The sequence below is a fragment of the Herminiimonas sp. Marseille-P9896 genome (assembly GCF_903993245.1).
Lineage (GTDB): Bacteria > Pseudomonadota > Gammaproteobacteria > Burkholderiales > Burkholderiaceae_D > Oxalicibacterium > Oxalicibacterium contaminans.
Genome location: NZ_CAJEVT010000001.1, coordinates 934,493 through 952,861, shown reverse-complemented (window position 1 = coordinate 952,861; position 18,369 = coordinate 934,493). Strand labels below are relative to the sequence as shown.

The window sequence follows — 18,369 nt, the reverse complement described above, 5'->3', positions numbered from 1 at the left end:
TGCAGCCGGAATCTGGTGCAGATTCCGTATGGAGTTCAAACAGGATTTCGTGTTTTTATCAACAGGCGCAACCGGCTTTGCACCGACTGCGCCCGGGATACCGGCTTAGTAGGGCAATACCGCATCCGGCTTGGCCGCCAGGATCACCCGTTTGAATTCAGCCTGGATGTGCTGCAAAGCCGCTTGCGACTCTGCCTCAAAGCGCATCACGATTACCGGCGTGGTGTTCGACGAGCGTGCCAGGCCAAAGCCGTCCGGATACTCAACCCGCAAACCATCGATGGTGATGATCTGATCGGAGCCGGGGAATTGTGCTTCGCGTTGCAGCTTGGCGATCAGCGGGAAGCTTTCGCCCTCTTTCAGCTTCAGTTGCAGTTCCGGTGTGCTAACCGATTGCGGCAAGGCATTCAGGACTGCCGAAGGATTATTTTCGCGGCTCAGCAATTCCAGCATACGTGCACCCGCATACATGCCGTCATCAAAGCCATACCATCTGTCCTTGAAGAATACGTGGCCACTCATTTCACCACCGAGCGGTGCACCGGTTTCACGCATTTTTGCCTTCACCAGCGAATGGCCGGTTTTCCACATCAGCGGCTTGCCGCCACGCTCGGTAATCCACGGCGCGAGGTGACGCGTACATTTCACGTCATACAGGATTTGTTCGCCCGGATGACGGGTCAATACATCCTGTGCAAACAACATCAGTTGACGATCCGGATAAATAATCTGGCCATCCTTGGTTACCAGGCCGAGGCGATCACCGTCACCATCGAAAGCGAGGCCGATTTCAGCATCGGTAGTTTGCAGGCAACGTATCAGGTCTTGCAGGTTTTCCGGATGAGCCGGGTCGGGATGATGGTTAGGGAAAGTACCATCGACTTCGCAGAATAATTCTATGACTTCGCAACCCATCGCGCGATACAGGTCACCGGCAAATGCACCCGCCACACCATTACCACAATCGATAGCGATTTTCATAGGACGCGCCAGTTTGACGTCGCTCACTATCCGGTTTTGGTAGCCATCAGCGATATCGTATGTGCGATAACTGCCTTTGCCTTCTGCGTATTCTTTATTCACGATGGCCTGGTATAAAGCCTGTATGGTGTCGCCGTAAATTGCTTCACCTGCCAACACCATTTTGAAACCATTGTAATCAGGCGGATTGTGGCTGCCAGTGACCATGATGCCGGACTGCGCATCCAGTACGTGAGTGCCGAGATAAAGCATAGGCGTCGCGACTACACCGAGGTCGACTACATCAATGCCAACTTCCTGCATGCCTTCCGCGAGTGCCGCTGCCAGTGCAGGGCCGGACAAACGTCCGTCACGTCCCAGCACCACGACCTGCTCACCCTTGGCGCGTACCGCGCTACCGAAAGCGCGTCCGATATCGCGCGCCACATCAGCATCCAGCGTGGAATCAATAATGCCGCGTATGTCATAGGCTTTGAAAATGCTTTGCGAGAGAGTCAGCATGTTTAGTCGTTATCCTTATCCAGTTTAGTTTTCTGTCGGCGCTGCCGCTTGCGATACCAGCCAACTGCACGCATTTTATAGGATGCGATGCTTAAGCGTTCATTTACTGGCTGCCTGTGGTCATCGTTCCTGCGGTCAACATTTGTTACACGAGCTAGTTCGACACATCACCGGCCCGCTAGTTTCAAACAGATTGCAGCAGGATGGGTATCTTTTGCTGCCCACCAGAAATTCCGTACGGAATCCGCGATAATGTCTGCCATCACGCCTGCTTTTACCGGATATCTGCCTACATGACTACTTACGCCATCGGCGACCTGCAAGGTTGCCAGACGCAATTAAACGACTTGCTGCAAGAAATTGATGCAGTCGCACCACAAGCAAAACTGGTTTTCGTCGGCGATATCGTCAATCGCGGGCCGCGTTCGCTCGCCACCCTGCGCCAGGTACGTGCACTCGGCACACGTGCCCGCATCGTACTCGGCAACCATGATCTCAACCTGCTGGCAGTCGCCTGTGGCCTGCGCAAACCACACGCCAGCGATACGCTGGATGACATCATGGCAGCGGATGACAGGGATGAACTGATTACCTGGTTGCGGCACCAGCCGCTGGCGCTGGAACAGGATGGTCATTTATTTGTACACGCCGGAGTCTTACCGCAATGGACTGCGGCGCAGACGGTCGCACTGTCACGCGAAGTGGAAGCCGTATTGCAAGGCCCGGACTGGGTCGCCTTCCTGCAAAAAATGTATGGCAACGAGCCTGCGATATGGGATGACAGCCTGCAAGGTGATGATCGTCTGCGTTGCATCGTCAATGCACTGACACGCATACGTTTCTGCCAGGCAGATGGTCGCATGGACTTCAAGGCAGTCGAAGGCCTCGCACACACGCCTGCCGGTTTAATGCCATGGTTTGAAGCGCCGAACCGGCGCAGTGCTGATACGACCGTGGTGTTCGGTCATTGGTCGACGCTGGGATTGATGGTCTCACCAAATGTAATCGGACTGGATACTGGTTGCGTCTGGGGTGGTCAGTTGACAGCCATGAACCTGCAGGACCGCAACACCATACAAGTCAAGTGTCCGCAACACCAGAAACCCGGGAAGAACTAGGACGCCGCTCCAGGCTGACCGTCATAGCCAAGCTTGCCAGCGATTGCCTGGCGCGCTTTCTGCGACAGGTCACGCCTGTGCTCATGCGTACTGCTTATCGTTGACAGCAAGGTTAATTGCGCGGTCATCTGGCGTGTCTTCATGATCAGCAACATGCTATCCACAAAGGTCATGTCACCGATGAAATCGGCAGCGCTATGCAAATTGCCTTGCGCATCGACATAGCGCAGCACATACGGCTGCACCGGCACACCCGCTTCTATCGCGGCTTCAAACAGATTCGGATGGAACGGTAGCAAGGTACCTTGCGCAGCTGTCGTACCTTCCGGGAAGAAGGCGATGCGTTCACCAGCGCGTATGCTGGTTACCAGGCCTTCGTAGACGCGACGCACTTCGCGTTGCTTGCCACGTGCAATAAAGATAGTGCCCGACTTTGCGCATAACCAGCCTAACGCTGGCCAGCTGCGTATATCGGCTTTTGCAACGAAGCGGCAAGGTTGCAGGGAATTGATGACGAAGATATCCAGCCAGGAAATATGATTGGATACGATTAGTGCCTGCGCCGCTGGCCCTGCTTCATTGATGACCTCTACTTCGACATGCAGGATGGCCAGCAAACCAGCCGACCATTTCTTGATACGCCGGTCACGGCCAACGCTGCCGATAAACGGAAAAATGAAAGCACTCGTGCACAAACCCTGCAACAAATGCAGCATTACACGTACAAACGGCAAGGCTATCATGGGTAAGCCTTGCCGCTGATGACAGCTATCAAACGATACTGAATCATGCGTGAACCGAAAGTAAGGAGAAACTACGGATCAGCGCTGGAATGCGATATGTCCGGCAACGATAGTAGCCTTCACCTGTCCCGCTACTTCATAGCCAAGGAAAGGTGTGTGCTTGCCCTGGCTGGCCAATACTTTGGACGATACGGTCCAGCGTTGTGCCGGATCAAACACGCAGATATCGGCGACGCTACCGGTAGCCAGCTGACCGGATTGCAAACCGACTATGCGCGCTGCATCGGTCGTGACCTTGGCAATGGCACGCGACAACTGCTGCTTGCCATCGACACAGTCTTCCGCCCATTTCAAAGCCAACGACAAGAGCAACTCGAGACCAGTTGCACCCGGTGACGCTTCACCAAACGGCAATAATTTTTCATCATCGTCGACTGGCGTGTGATCCGAACAGATTGCATCGATGGTGCCATCCAGCAAAGCATTGCGGATCGCATCGCGATCGCGCTGGCTACGCAACGGCGGTGTCAGGCGTGCATTCGAATCGAAAAAACCGATATCGTTTTCTGTCAGGTGAATATGATGTGCGCCGACGTCACAGCTGATCGGCAAACCTTCTTTTTTCGCAGCACGCACCAACTCCAGACCGGCAGCGGTAGACATGCGGCACAGATGCACGCGGGCACCGGTGACGCGCACCAGTTCCAGGATGGTGTGCAAGGCGACGGTTTCTGCCATCACTGGTACGCCGGACAAGCCCAGGCGCGATGCAACCGGTCCGCTATGCGCGACACCGGTGCGGCCCAGATGCGGGTCCTGCGGACGCAACCAGACCGTGTATTCAAATGTCTTTGCGTACTGCATCGCACGCAACAGGACGGTGGTATCGAGGATAGGATTGTCGGCTTGCGAGAAACCGATGCAACCGGCTTCAGCCAGCTCTGCCATTTCAGTCAGCGACTCGCCTTTCAAGCCAGCGGTCAAGGCACCGAGTGGGTACACGTGTGCCTGGTTCAGCGACTTGGCGCGATGCTTGAGCATCTCGACCAGGCCCGGTTCATCCAGCACAGGCTCAGTATCCGGCGGACATACCAGGCTAGTAACGCCGCCCTGCACTGCTGCCTGCATTTCCGATTCCAGTGTCGCCTTGTGCTCATAACCAGGCTCGCGCAAGCGTGCGCTCAGGTCGACCAGGCCAGGTGCGACGACCAGGCCGGTCGCATCAATCACCTTGCTGGCGACAAAGCCTTCCGGCGCGCTGCCGATACCGGCGATTTTCCCTGCTGCTATGAAGACGTCCTGTTGTGCATCGATGCCGTTGGCCGGATCGATCAGATGGCCGTTCTTGATATGAATTTTCATCTCTTAATTTCCCGCCAAAATACTCATCACGGCCATACGTACCGCGATACCGAAAGTCACCTGCGGCAAGATCACGGCTTGCGTACCGTCGGCCACTGCCGATTCGATTTCCACACCACGATTCATCGGGCCCGGGTGCATGACGATGGCATCAGGTTTGGCCAATGCCAGGCGTTCTGTCGTCAGGCCGTAGCTCTTGAAGAATTCCTGCGCGGATGGCAGCAAGGCACCGCTCATGCGCTCATTCTGCAAGCGCAGCATGATGATGACGTCGACGTCTTTCAAACCCTTGTTGATGTCGGTGAAGACACGCACGCCCATTTGCTCGAGGCCGCTAGGCAGCAAGGTACGCGGACCGATGGCGCGGATTTCCGGTACCCCCAGCGTCGTCAGCGCGTGGATATCCGAACGCGCGACACGACTGTGCAGGATGTCGCCGACAATCGCAACGGTCAGGTTGCTGAAGTCTTTCTTGTAGTGCCGGATCGTGTACATATCCAGCAAACCCTGGGTCGGATGCGCATGGCGACCATCGCCTGCGTTCACGACGTGCACATGCGACTGCGAAGTGTCGCTCAGATGTTTGGCGATCAGGTACGGTGCGCCCGATTGCGCGTGGCGTACCACGAACATATCGGCGTGCATGGCTGACAGGTTATCGATGGTATCGAGCAGGGATTCGCCCTTGCTCGAGCTCGATGCCTGGATGTTCAGGTTGATCACATCGGCCGACAAACGCTTGGAAGCGATTTCGAAAGTGGTACGGGTGCGCGTCGAGTTTTCAAAGAACAGATTGAAAACACTTTTACCGCGCATCAGCGGCACCTTCTTCACCTCGCGGTCACCGATGCTGACAAAGGACGATGCGGTGTCCAGTATGTGCAGGATGTTAGCCTTGGGCAGGCCTTCGATAGTGAGCAAATGTTGCAGCTCACCGTTTTTGTTCAGTTGCGGATTAAACATGATCCACCGTCAGGGAAAAGCGGCCGTCATCGGCCCGTTGAAGTACCAGCGATTGCTGGCCGGGAATAGAAATCGTTTTTGCGACAAAGTCAGCTGCCACCGGCAACTCACGACCACCACGATCAGCCAGTGCGGCGAGCATGATGCGGGCCGGACGGCCGTAATCAAATAACTCATTGATCGCAGCGCGCGTGGTGCGGCCGGTGTAGAGCACATCATCCACCAACAGGATGGTCGCACCATCGACATCGAATGGAATCTGCGTTGGCTTCACGTCCGGGCGCAAACCTTTTTCTGAAAAATCGTCGCGATAAAAAGAAACATCGATAAAACCCAGGCGCTCGGTCAGCTGCAATTCCTTGGCCAGGCGTTCTGCCAGCCAGGCGCCGCCCGAATGGATGCCGACTATCGCCACATTTTCAGCTTGTGCGAGACCGGTTTTCACTTGTTGCGCCAGTACCGTGTACAGGGCTTCAGCGTCGAGCGCGTGCTCAGGATTCGGATTGGGTATAGTCATCGAAGTATTGTTGCAAGATGATTGCGGCAGCCTGATCATCGATCAGTTCACCACGTTGATGAGAAATCACTGCGGATGAATAACGCTCATCCACCAGCACCGTTGCCACGTTAAAACGTCCATGCAGCTGATTGGCGAAACGCCGGCAGCGCACCGTCATTTCATGCTCTTCCCCATCCGGGTGGCGCGGCAAGCCTACTACGCATACGCTTGGCTGCCACTCCTGCACCAGTCCGGCGATGGCCGCGAATTTCGCGTCATTCGTCGCCTCGCTGATGATCGTCAAGGGTTGTGCCTGTTTAATTAATGTATTGCCGACCGCAACGCCTATGCGCTTCAGGCCAAAGTCGAAACCCAGTACGGTTTCCACTAGCGCGCTACCCCGTCACGCATGCCCGGCCTCGCCACTCAGCATCATCGGGTCTATGCCCAGCAATTTGATCGCAGCGACAAAGCGCTGCTCCAGCGGCAGGTCAAACAATACGGCCGGGTCGGCGCGTACCGTGAGCCAGCCATTGCGGGTAATTTCATCTTCCAGCTGACCAGCACCCCAGCCAGCGCAGCCCAGACTGACCAGCATGCGCTGTGGACCCGAGCCGAGCGCGACTGCCGCCAGGATATCCTTGGAGGTGGTCAGCGAAATATCTTCCGTTACCGGCAAAGTCGACGTAAAGTCGCCGCGCGGTGCATGCAGCACAAAGCCGCGATCCGACTGTACCGGACCACCGTACAGGACCGGAGCCTTGTCCAGCGCCGACAGCTCAGGGGCGATTTCCAGCGTCAAATCGATACGATTGAGCAAGACATCGACCGTCATATCAGTCGCTTTATTGATAATCACACCCAGTGCACCGTTGGCGTTATGCTCACACAGGTACACTACGGTTCCACCAAATACCGGATCAAGCATGGATGGCATGGCAATCAGGAAATGATCGGCCAGGTTCAGCGATTCGCGGGGTGGAGTATCGGGTGCTGCGGAAAAATCGAGGGATTCCCAAGGTGAATCGGGATGTTCGGAGGATTTGCTAGTCTTACGTTGCTTCGGCATGGCGGTATTTTAGCAGTTTTAGCCGAAATCTAGCTCCCCAACCGCAGTCCGGATCGATTTTGCCCATATTTTTCATGTTTTTTGTTCAACCCTGAATTTTCAGACCTCCCGCCCATGCTGCTATTTGATAAATCCCTGGTCTGGTTCCGCCGCGACTTGCGCAGCTTTGACCATGCCGCCCTGCACCATGCACTGACTTTGAGCGGCCAGGTCTACTGCGCCTTCATTTTTGACCGCAACATACTGGATGATCTGCCCAAATATGACCGCCGCGTCGAATTCATCCGTGCCAGTCTATTGGAATTGGATACGGCACTACGCGAACTGGGTGGCGGCCTGATCGTGCGCCATGCCCACGCGGAACAGGCAATCCCCGAACTCGCAACCGAACTCGGCGTGGATGCCGTCTTTTGCAACCATGATTATGAGCCGCAGGCCATCGCACGAGATACGGCAGTGGCCACCACCCTGAAGAAAGCCGGGCGCGAGTTCCGCAGCTATAAAGACCAGGTCATTTTTGAAAAAGATGAAGTCTTGTCGCTGGCAGGCAAACCGTTCTCGGTATTCACGCCGTACAAGAATGCGTGGCTGAAAAAACTGCAAACCGAACTGGCGCCAGCCGAACTGCCTGCGTACGAAGTCGACGCACTCAGTGCACACTTCGCACCCTTGCCACCCGCAACGCCTGCCATCCTGACACTGGGCGAACTCGGCTTTGAAAAAACCAACCTGGGTGAACTGCAGATCCCGACCGGTATGCAGGGTGGCCAGGACTTGCTGGACGACTTTGTCGAACGCATGCGCAACTATGACAGCACGCGTGACTTCCCGGCCGTCAAAGGGCCTTCTTACCTGTCGGTACACCTGCGCTTCGGTACGGTATCGATACGCGGACTGGTCAGGCGTGCGCTGGACGCCATCCGCATGGGCGCAGGCGGCAGCGGTGCCGCAGTCTGGCTATCCGAACTGGTGTGGCGCGACTTTTATTTCATGATCCTGTACCAGCATCCACATGTGCGCGAGAGTGCCTTCAAACCAGACTATGACGCCATCGTCTGGGAAAGCGGGCCGCATGCAGAAGAAATATTCCGGGCCTGGTGCGATGGTCGTACCGGTTATCCGCTGGTGGATGCGGCGATGGCGCAACTGAACCAGACCGGCTATATGCATAACCGCCTGCGCATGGTGACCGCCTCCTTCCTGATCAAGGACCTGGGCATAGACTGGCGCTGGGGTGAGCGTTACTTTGCCGAGAAGCTGAATGACTTCGACTTGTCCGCCAACAATGGTGGCTGGCAATGGGCCTCATCGTCTGGCTGTGATGCACAGCCTTACTTCCGCATTTTCAATCCGCTGACGCAGTCGGAAAAATTCGATCCGGACGGCAAATTCATACGCCGCTACCTGCCGCAACTGGCCAAGCTATCCGGCAAGCATATCCATGCACCGTGGCGCGTACCGGCGATGGAATTGCAAATGGCGGGCGTCACGCTCGGACAGAACTATCCGCATCCCTTACTGCAACACGACGAGGCACGCGCACGTACTTTGCAGCGCTACGCCGTCGTGAAAAAGGTCACAGCAGACGACTAACCATAAAAAAATCCCGCACCTGAATGCGGGATTTTTTTGTGAAGGACGATTACTTAATTCAGGGTCGCTGCCTTAGCCACGAAACCGGCGATCAACTCCAGCAAGGCATCTTCCTGATACGGCTTGCCGAGGTACTCATTTACACCCAGTTCCATCGCGTAGTTGCGATGCTTGCTGGCGGTGCGTGAGGTAATCATGATGATAGGAATATTACGTGTGCGCTCATCGTCACGTATATTACGCGTCAAATCGAAACCGTCCATGCGCGGCATTTCGATATCGACCAGCATCACATCCGGCGTCACCGATTGCAAATGCTGCAAGGCATCGACACCATCTTTTGCCAGCACCACCTGATAGCCTTCACGTGTCAACAAACGTTGGGTGACACGACGCACGGTCAGGGAATCATCAACCACCATCACGATAGATTGCGTACGCAAGCCTTGTACCGGTTCAGCGCCGCGCACATTCGAATCAGCCATCTCCGCGATCGCACCCATGCCATCAGGTGCATCCGATGGTGTCAGGCGCGGTGCACGAATATTGTCCAGCGCTGCGCGTTGTGCCAGTGGCACCGGATTCAGGATCAGCACGATCTCACCCGAACCCAACACCGTCGCACCAGCGATCCCTATCATGCGTGACAATTGCGGGCCTATGTTCTTGACCACCACCTCACGGTTGCCGAGGATTTCATCGACGTGCAAGGCGACGCGTTCATTGCCGCTCTTCAAAATCAGCAACGGTGAATACTGCTGCGTCACCGGTGCCACCTGCTGGTCGCCCAGCAAGCTGGACAGATAATGCATAGGCACGCGTTGCGACTGCCACATGACTGCGCCTTCGTTATACGCGGCGGCCAGCGGCCCCGTTTTCAATTGCTGCACTTGTTCGACCAGCACCGATGGCACTGCATAAGTCTTGCCGCCAGTGGACAACAACACCACTTGCGTAACGGCCAGTGTCAGTGGCAAGTGGATGGTGAACTGTGCACCCTTGCCCGCTTCCGATGCAATCGCAACGCGACCACCGAGCGAGGCGGCTTCCGAACGCACCACGTCCATACCAATGCCGCGACCAGCCAGCTCGGTGATTTCTTCTGCAGTGGAGAAGCCCGGATGGAAAATCAAATCGGTGACTTCGGCATCGGACAAATCCATATCGTTCGTCAGCAAACCACTGTTCAGTGCCTTGTTACGGATGTTATTCAGATTCAAACCCTGACCATCGTCAGAGAAATGGATCACAACTTCATTACCTTCCTGACGGATTTCTATGCGCAGCTCGCCGGTTTCATTCTTGCCTGCCGCCTGGCGTTGTTCGCGTGACTCGATACCGTGCACGATCGCATTCCGCAGCAAGTGCTCAAACGGACCGGCCATTTTTTCCAGCACGCCGCGGTCGATCTCGACCGCGCTACCACGGATATCCAGGTTGATACGTTTGTCTGTTTCTTTAGCTGCCTGGCGCGTGACGCGGAACAGACGCTCAGAGATGCTGGCAAACTGCACCATACGCACACGCATCAAATCCTGCTGCAAATCGCGTGTCAAACGTGCCTGCGTAGACAAGTCAGTGGTGGCACTATCGATGGTGCGACTCAGGTTCTGTTGCACCGAACCGACGTCATTCACACTCTCCGCCATCATGCGTGTGAGTTCCTGCAAGCGCGTGAAGCGGTCGAACTCGAGCGGATCGAATTCACGGTCTGCGGAGATACCCATGCGCGACGTAATCTGCGATTCCGCCTGCATTTCAATTTCGCGCAGTTGTTCACGCAAACGCACCACGTTTTCCGACAACTCGCCCATGGACTGCCGCAAGCTGCCAACCTCGTTTTCCAGCTTGGAACGCGAGATCGATACTTCACCCGCCTGATTGACCAGGCGATCCAGAATGTCGGCGCGCACCCGCACCAAAGGCGCGGCAGTTGTCGCAGCCAGCGCAGCAGCATCCGGCACAATAGGTGCAAGACGATGCGGCGGTACCGGCATCGCGCTATGAATTTGTGGCAACTCTGCTTTTGGCGTAATCGTCGTCGCTGCTGCGGCAGCTGGTGCTGCAGTTTTGCTTTGGCTTTGCAATTGCTCGAACAGATAGAGACCCTGGTCGTAGCGCGCCAGCAAATCTTCGAGCGCTGCATGCGATGGATGACCGGCATGCGTAATGTTTTCGATCCGGGTTTCCATCTCGTGCATATGCTGACCCAGCGACATCGCACCAGCCATACGCGCACTGCCTTTAACCGTATGCAGCAAACGCGACAAGGATTGCGGCAACAAGGAATTACCCAGATCCTGTTGCCAGGCGCGCAGCGCCTGCCCCATCTGCGGCAGCATATCGCGGCCCTCTTCTATAAATACCGGCAACAAATCGGCATCGATTTCATCGCGGATCAGCAGCGCAGGATCACTTAACTCTTCATCCAGCTGCGGATAAACCGGTTCGGCAAACGGCGCTGGTTGCTGACTATCGGCTTGTACTTGCGGCGCTGCTTCTGCAACTGGCGCGACAAATACTTGCTCGTTAAGCTCAGGATAATCCGGCAATGGCGCGGCTGTTTCCGGCTCTGCATATTCTGTTTCATCAGGCGCAGCGAAGCCGTTACGCAAACCCGAACGCGCCTCGAAATCTTCCGGCATGCTTTGCAGGATAGCGACCTGATCCGGTTCTGCATCCGGCATTTCGCCGAGCGCAAACATTTGCAGCATGAAACGTATGCGACCAACCGCATGCTCCAGCGCATCGTATTCAGAGATCAGCAATTTCACCGGTTTGCGTGCCAGGTATTGCAGCACTGTTTCCAGCGCATAGGCAATTTCCTGCAGCGGCTTGAAGCCGACGGTAGCGGAACTACCAGCCAGCGAGTGCGCCGCGTGCACGACTTGGGTATTCACCTGGCGATCAGGTTCGTGCCGCCATTCACCTATATCTTGCGACAGGAAACGCACCAGCTCATCGGTTTCTGCCAGATAGATATTGTGCAGCGGCAGGCTGATTTCCAGATCGCCTATGTACTTGATGTTGTCATCTGTTTTCAGCGGCGTAGGCTTGTTCGGGAAATCAATGACATCGGCTATCTGCAGATGATCAAATTCACCCGCTGCCTGCGTCTTCTTGGTTTCCGCCGCTATCGCTTCAGGTGCAGCATCGAATTGACGGAATTGCGCCAATTCTTCGTCACTTAATTCAAGTTCTTCCGCTTCCGTGACTGCAGGCGCTTCTTCCGTGTTGAACTCAAGGGCAGTATCTGCTTCTGCTACCTTGCCATCCTCAGCTTCGGCAACTACGTCTGCTACTGCAGGGGCAGCTTCATGCGCGGCTTCCTCTGCAGCTTCGTAATAGAAGCCTGCATTATTTTTCACGCGTTCCGCTGCATTGATCAGTGCCAGACCCTGACGATCAGAGCGGCCTTGTGTCAGCAAATCCTGAACCCAGGCATCCAGTTCCTGTGTCGCCCGATCCAGCAAGGCATACAAATCAGGATCGCCACCACGAGTTTCAGACAAGCGCAGATTCAGGACTTGCTCCACACTCCATGCGGTTTCGCCGAAAGCCAGCAAACCGACCATACGGCCACTGCCTTTGAGTGTATGGAAGGAACGACGCAGCGTGGTCAGGTATTCCTGGTTATGCGGTGCATTACGCGATTCCGGCATGGTTTGCCTGACGCAATCCAGCACTTCGACCGCTTCCGACAAAAAGATTTCGAGCAATTCTGCATCGATCGCCTCATCGCTGACTGGCGTCGCACGCGGCGCTTCTTCATCGACTTGCGCGACTGTCTTGACCGGCGCAGCGGCGGCCAGTGCGACGTCTTCCATCGCATCCTGCGAGGCCACGAAAGCCGGATGCTCCAGCATATCGATCACGGCACGCGCCCTGTCATTGGCTTCCGGATTATCGACCAGCGTCGCATCCAGGCGCACCTGTTCCAGCGATTCGCGCAGCTGCTCCTGCAACAAGGAGTTATCAGGCTCGGCCAGCAAGGACATCGCCAGTTCTTCCGATTGCTTCTGGTGGTAAGCGAGTTCAGCCTCAACCGTAGGCAAATCAGGTGCATCGAACGCACGATCTGCTGGCACCGGTGTACCTTCGTCCGGTATCGGCATCAGCGCAACATCCAGCGCACTCTCATCCGGCTGATTCTTTTCCGTCAGGCGGGCATGGAACACGCCCAGCTTTTGATCAAAGGAAAAGCGATTCTTCACACCGTCCGGATGCAGTTGCAAAGTCTCGATAAAGAAACTCAGCGCACCGACGTTTTGCGCGACCTGCTCAAATTCCTGTACATAAGGCTCGTCTTCCGCTTCGATGAAGCGACGTACTGCCGCTTGCGTATGCTGGACTGCCAGCACTGCATCATCCTGCTCCAGTACGGCCAGTGCACCGCTGATCTGATGCAGTATGGTGTCGATATCAGCCAGACCGCTACGTTGCGTCGTGTCACGGAAGTATTCGTCAAGCAGTTTCTCTACCTGACGCAAACTGGATTGCATTTCTGTCGCCAGTGCACCCATGGTCTGGCGCTCTTGCGCTTCACGCGACATGTCATCCAGCCACGATGCCGATACACTCAGTTGCTCGCCCGCTACTGCCGACAACAAACGTGCAGTCAATGCATCAGCACGTTCGGCGAAGTCTTCAGACAAGTGGCCGATTTGCTGCAGGGCGTTTTCCACAAACAGCAGGCTGGTCGCGATTTCCAGGCTCAGGTTATCGCCCGGCTGGGTATGCGCCGCATGACGGGCAATGCCGCCCAGCTCACGCAACAACTTGGCCAGCGCTGGTGCATTCAGACGTGCACCAGCTTCTGCCAGGCCGCCCATTTCTTTTTCAAAAGCCGTGGCAACACTGGCATCGCCGCTTGCGATGCGATTCCAGAAATTCTTGGCTTGCATCAGGCGCTCTTTCGCCTGTGTCAACGCCTGTGCATCAATCTGGCCGTAACGCTTCTTCTCATAATCAGGCGGGACCACGCCGTCGAGCTGATAAGCGGCGCGGATTTGCTGTACCACCGGCGATGGTTGCTCAACTTTCGCGATGAAGAACAAGGCATCACGCAACAATCTTTCCGTGATGCTGGATGAACCCTCACTCAGACGGCGCATCTGCAGATTGATACGTGCAAACAATTGTTTGACGTAGAGTTCGTTCGGTACTTGTCCGCCTGCGACCGCTTCGGCAAAGCCTCGCATGACCCACCAGAAGCTGCGTCCCTGCTGCGTATTCTGTGCCTGCTCGACACGCAGGACGATGTCGCGCATCGCCTGCGCACTGGCGATGGCCGAACCATCAGGCGCATTCTTCAGGAACATCAACAGGCCGCGCTCAAAGCGTTTGCGCAGCGCTACATAATCATCGTGCGACAGCTTGACGCTGGCTGATGGCAGCTGTGGTCGTATCGCCAGGTTGGGGAAAAACAGATCGGCTGGATGAATGCGTTCCGCACCGCGTACTTGCAACAATGCGCGGTAGTATGGAAACAAGCGCACCGGCTGGTGCGGCACACCTGCCAGCAACTCTTCCAGGTACTCGAGCAAAGCCTGGTAAGCATGCGTGATCGCATGCACGCAGCCTTCATCCAGCTGCAACTGACCGGACTCTACGCGGTCGAGCAAATCTTCTACTGTTTCGGTAATGATGACGACGCCATCAACATCCACCATTTGCAAAGCACCATGTGCCTGATGCAAATATGCCTTGGCATGACGCAAGGTGGTCGAGCTGGTTTCGGCATCTTGCATCAATGCTTCGCCCAGCGCGATTTTTGAACGCGTCAGCGCTCCGCTGATTTCACCGATCACCCATGACAAGGGGCCGGTATCGAAGTGTGCCCCGCTGCCTTGCGACAATGGGGAGGTAGGGGTATTCATGACTGCCTCGCGGTGCGTAGGTGATCAACCTATATTGGTCGATCACCGCAATTGCTATTGGGTCTAAGCCACTGCAAGCCTGCAATAGTTAGAACTCATTTCATAAATATCCGCGAGTGCGAACGCGGCTATTTGGGAGGTAGTGCAAGGCGTGTCGCGCCGCCAAGGGTGGTCCCTTGGCAAGCGGCGCAACGCAGCAATACGCCCAAATAGCCCGTTCCCTCCGGGTTCTTACCAAAAGCGGCGCTGGCCGCGTTGTGCTCCTTGCGCATAGGCCACTATGCGACGCGTCGCACGCCTTGCCAGCACCGCTTTTGGTAAGAACGCATCTCACGGATATTTGTGAAATGAGTTCTAATATCAAGCGGTGACGCGGAAGCGTGATACCGAGTTCTTCAATTCTTCGGCCAGTTTCGACAATTCGCGAATCGAATGTGCCGTCTGCTGCGTACCTTCTTGCGTTTGCTCGGTAACCGTCAAAATGCCCTGGATGTTTTGCGCCACGCCGTTCGCCGATGTTGCCTGCTGTTCGGTCGCGGACGAAATACCCTGAATCAGTTCCGCCAGTCGGTTTGACACGCGGCGGATGTCGGACAGCGCAGCACCGGCCGCATCTGACAGCTTGGCCCCCTCGACCACACCCTGTGTAGATTTTTCCATCGCCGCTACCGCATCATGGGTATCGGTTTGAATCGTACGTACCAGTGCACCGATCTGCTTGGTCGCTTCACCTGAGCGTTCCGCCAGTCGTTGCACCTCTTCCGCCACCACCGAGAAGCCGCGACCGGCCTCACCGGCAGACGCCGCCTGGATCGCCGCATTCAGCGCCAGTACGTTGGTCTGCTCGGTAATGTCGGAAATCAGTTCAGTGATCTCACCAATCTCTTGCGACGATTCACCGAGGCGCTTGATTCGTTTCGAGGTTTCCTGGATTTGTTCGCGAATCTCGTTCATGCCCTTGATCGCATTTTCCACCGCACGTGAACCTTCTTCCGCCGCCGTCACGGACTGACGTGCAACTTCGGCTGATTCATTGGCTGATTTGGAAACGTCGGTAATTTGTACCGCCATATCCAATACCGCCTGGCCGGTTTCCTGAATATCGCGCGATTGCTTTTGCGACGCTTCCAGCAATTCGGTCGAGATGTTCTGCGCTTGTGTCGAGGCCGAGGTAACCTGTTCCGCTGTATTCGTGACACGCCCTACCAGGCCACGCAACTCTTCCACCGTGTAGTTAACCGAGTCGGCAATCGCGCCGGTAATGTCTTCCGAGACCGTCGCCTGCACCGTCAAGTCACCATCCGCCACTTCCTGCAATTCGTTCATCAGACGCAAAATCGCCGCCTGGTTTTGATCGTTCGCTTGTTTCGCTTCTTCTTCCTGTTTCTGCGCTTCGAGACGTTGGCCCTCAGCTTCGAGACGACGTGCATCCGCTTCCTTGGTACGGTTACGGCTGTCCTGCAGCAGTACCAGTGCAATACCTGCAGCAGACAACAGTGCCGCCAGCACGCTCAAGAGCATTAACCAGAATGGCACTGTCAGCGAATCCTGCTCGTTGCGATAGCTTTGTTGCAGTTCGGTCAGGCGTTGTTTCAGCGCTTCGTTTTCTTTAAAGATCAATTCCTCCGCTTGTTTTGCCGAGATGAAGTTTTGCAGGTTACCGAGAATCAGCGAAATCGATTTTTGGTATTCATTGAAGTTGGCCTGCAATTCCAGCAGCTTGTCGCGGGTATCAGGCTCCGTGGTTTTGCTCAGGCGCAAAGCTTCGCTACCGTTCAGGAAACCATCGACGATTTCGCGGAAGGTGTTCGTATCTTTACCCAGCAAGAAGGCTGTTTCCGGGTTCACACCTTCGGACGTCAGGAATTCGTTCGCGCTACGTGCCAGACGCTGTGTCAGCATGACCAGTTGGCCAGCCTGCGCTGTTTCACGCGGAGAAGCACCGCCCTGTGCTTTCAGGGTCGAGATTTGTTCGGTCAGCTCCAGCAAGTTAGGTGAGATACCGTTCAGGATCTGCAATGTGCTACCGAAACCAGTCAATTCTTTTTCCAGCTTCAGAATTGTTCCGGCAGCCTTGTCGGTACCGGTCCACAGCTTTTGTGTTTCTTTCAGCATCGCATCCATCTGTGCGTCCGGCGGGCTGATGCTGCGCCCCTGGTACACACCACCCTTGGACAGAATGGCCAGGTCGTTATTGAATTCTTTGCGGCTGTCAGCAAGTTGCTTGAACGCTTCCTTGTTACCCTGAATCGCATTCGGCGTCGCCTTACCCACACGCTGCGAGTGCATCAGTGCATCACCGGCGATCTGGGTCTGGGTCGAACTCAAAGCAGAGGAGTCGGCACTCAGCCAGACGAACAAGGCACCAGCCACCAGCGAACCGCCAAGTGCGATCAGCAAAATACGAACCTGTTGTTGCAGTGGCAGCTTGCCGATCAGTGGCAGCGTGATGTCGCCACTTTTCTGCAATACGTCGCCGATGTAGGTCGCGTTCGGATTGATGTTGGCACGTGTAATCGTGTTTGGCGCAGCAGGAGACTCTGCGTGTGTACCACCCTCAGTTGGCGCAGCATTATTGGCATCATTGCCTTGCGCAGCCGTCTCTTTTTTATTTTGGGAAAAGAGCGGTAATTTAAACGCCATACTGATTCTCCTGATTCTCTATAGATGAAGCGCTCGGACTATGGTTACGAGGCTTACAGGCCGACATGTAAAAATTGGGGATTTTGTATTACTGAAGAAAGGTCGAGCTCGGTCCAGACTTGCGACTCTTGATCGAGGTAGCGTTTGCTGGCCCATGGTGCATCGGCTTCAGCAGTGTCAGCCTGCAATTGCATTTGCGCGACATTGCGCAAACCCAGTACACGCGACACCAGCAAACCGCTATTAAATGCCAGCGACGGACCAAAGGCCACGATACGGCTGTCTTTCTCTATATTAGTAGTGGGCAAACCCTGGAACCGCGCGAAGTCGATCACGCTGATCAGGTTGCCACGTATATTCGTCAGGCCGAGAAACCACGGCTGTGTCAGCGGCACCGGTGTGATCGTGCCGACCGAGACGATTTCGCCTGCGGTCTGCAGATTCAGCAGCCAGCGCTGATCACCTATCATCACACCCAACTGGCTTACACGTGCATCGGTACCGCTGCGTGCGGTTTGCATGCGCTCCACCAACTGCGCCTGGAATTCGCGCAAACGCGTACGCCGCGCGGTGATATCCGATTTCGGGGATGCACTATCCGTTTGAAAATCCGACGTAGGCTGGCTCATGAGGAGCTACTTATCCGAGCGCTGCAATTTTGGATAACAGTTCAGCCGGATCCACTGGTTTGACGATGTAGTCGCGCGCGCCCTGGCGCAAGCCCCAGATGCGATCGGTTTCCTGGCCCTTGCTGGTGCAAATAATGATAGGTACATCTTGGGTTTCCGGATCACGCGCAATGGAACGGGTTACCTGGAAACCGTTTTGACCTGGCATCACGACATCCATCAGGATCAATTGTGGTTTGTCTGCCTTGATTTTCAGCAGCGCTTCTTCGCCATTCTCTGCGGTAGAGACGGAAAAACCTCGTTTAATCAGGATATCGGTAAGAAAGTAACGTTCAGTCGGTGAGTCGTCCACGACCAGAATTTTTTGAATAGCCATCTGAAACCTTTAG

The 18,369-nt window shown here is 55.5% G+C and carries 13 protein-coding genes; 2 read left to right on the top strand and 11 right to left on the bottom strand.

Features of this window, described 5'->3' with window-relative positions; genetic code table 11:
- Positions 1-105: 105 nt before the first annotated feature.
- Entirely contained in the window at positions 106-1,482 is a 1,377-nt protein-coding gene (locus H7U06_RS04650; protein WP_175624993.1) for a phosphomannomutase/phosphoglucomutase, read from the bottom strand.
- 293 nt (positions 1,483-1,775) lie between these two features.
- On the opposite strand from H7U06_RS04650, the gene H7U06_RS04645 reads away from it, so the two are divergent.
- A complete protein-coding gene (locus H7U06_RS04645; RefSeq protein ID WP_175624992.1) occupies positions 1,776-2,600 on the top strand; it encodes a symmetrical bis(5'-nucleosyl)-tetraphosphatase in 825 nt (274 codons plus the stop codon).
- On the opposite strand, the gene H7U06_RS04640 is transcribed toward H7U06_RS04645, so the two are convergent.
- The 6 genes from H7U06_RS04640 to H7U06_RS04615 form a co-directional block, all read right to left on the bottom strand.
- Positions 2,597-3,343, bottom strand: coding sequence for a 1-acyl-sn-glycerol-3-phosphate acyltransferase (locus tag H7U06_RS04640; protein WP_175624991.1), 747 nt, complete (start codon positions 3,341-3,343; stop codon positions 2,597-2,599). The genes H7U06_RS04645 and H7U06_RS04640 overlap by 4 nt on opposite strands.
- A gap of 78 nt (positions 3,344-3,421) precedes the next feature.
- Positions 3,422-4,705, bottom strand: coding sequence for a dihydroorotase (locus tag H7U06_RS04635; protein WP_175624990.1), 1,284 nt, complete (start codon positions 4,703-4,705; stop codon positions 3,422-3,424).
- A gap of 3 nt (positions 4,706-4,708) precedes the next feature.
- The gene (locus H7U06_RS04630; RefSeq protein ID WP_012080796.1) at positions 4,709-5,668 is read right to left on the bottom strand and encodes an aspartate carbamoyltransferase catalytic subunit; all 960 of its coding nucleotides are present in this window, start codon (positions 5,666-5,668) and stop codon (positions 4,709-4,711) included.
- Positions 5,661-6,185, bottom strand: coding sequence for a bifunctional pyr operon transcriptional regulator/uracil phosphoribosyltransferase PyrR (gene pyrR / locus H7U06_RS04625; protein WP_175624989.1), 525 nt, complete (start codon positions 6,183-6,185; stop codon positions 5,661-5,663). Before pyrR ends, H7U06_RS04630 begins: the two co-directional genes overlap by 8 nt.
- Positions 6,160-6,555: a Holliday junction resolvase RuvX gene (ruvX, locus tag H7U06_RS04620; RefSeq protein ID WP_175624988.1), complete on the bottom strand. Its 396-nt coding sequence runs from the start codon at positions 6,553-6,555 to the stop codon at positions 6,160-6,162. The genes pyrR and ruvX overlap by 26 nt, the downstream gene beginning before the upstream one ends.
- A gap of 15 nt (positions 6,556-6,570) precedes the next feature.
- Entirely contained in the window at positions 6,571-7,236 is a 666-nt protein-coding gene (locus H7U06_RS04615; RefSeq protein WP_175624987.1) for a YqgE/AlgH family protein, read from the bottom strand.
- Between the two features lie 114 nt (positions 7,237-7,350).
- Here H7U06_RS04615 and H7U06_RS04610 point away from each other — a divergent pair, with 114 nt between their 5' ends.
- Positions 7,351-8,829: a deoxyribodipyrimidine photo-lyase gene (locus H7U06_RS04610; RefSeq protein ID WP_175624986.1), complete on the top strand. Its 1,479-nt coding sequence runs from the start codon at positions 7,351-7,353 to the stop codon at positions 8,827-8,829.
- A gap of 53 nt (positions 8,830-8,882) precedes the next feature.
- On the opposite strand, the gene H7U06_RS04605 is transcribed toward H7U06_RS04610, so the two are convergent.
- From H7U06_RS04605 to H7U06_RS04590, 4 genes are all read right to left on the bottom strand, one after another.
- Positions 8,883-14,708 (bottom strand): Hpt domain-containing protein, encoded by a 5,826-nt coding sequence (locus H7U06_RS04605; RefSeq protein ID WP_175624985.1) that lies wholly within the window; start codon positions 14,706-14,708, stop codon positions 8,883-8,885.
- 360 nt (positions 14,709-15,068) lie between these two features.
- A complete protein-coding gene (locus H7U06_RS04600) occupies positions 15,069-17,351 on the bottom strand; it encodes a methyl-accepting chemotaxis protein (RefSeq protein ID WP_175624984.1) in 2,283 nt (760 codons plus the stop codon).
- A 53-nt stretch (positions 17,352-17,404) separates the two neighbouring features.
- Complete coding sequence (locus H7U06_RS04595) at positions 17,405-17,980, bottom strand: chemotaxis protein CheW (protein WP_175624983.1); 576 nt, start codon at positions 17,978-17,980, stop codon at positions 17,405-17,407.
- A 10-nt stretch (positions 17,981-17,990) separates the two neighbouring features.
- Complete coding sequence (locus tag H7U06_RS04590; protein WP_124574565.1) at positions 17,991-18,356, bottom strand: response regulator transcription factor; 366 nt, start codon at positions 18,354-18,356, stop codon at positions 17,991-17,993.
- Positions 18,357-18,369: the final 13 nt, after the last annotated feature.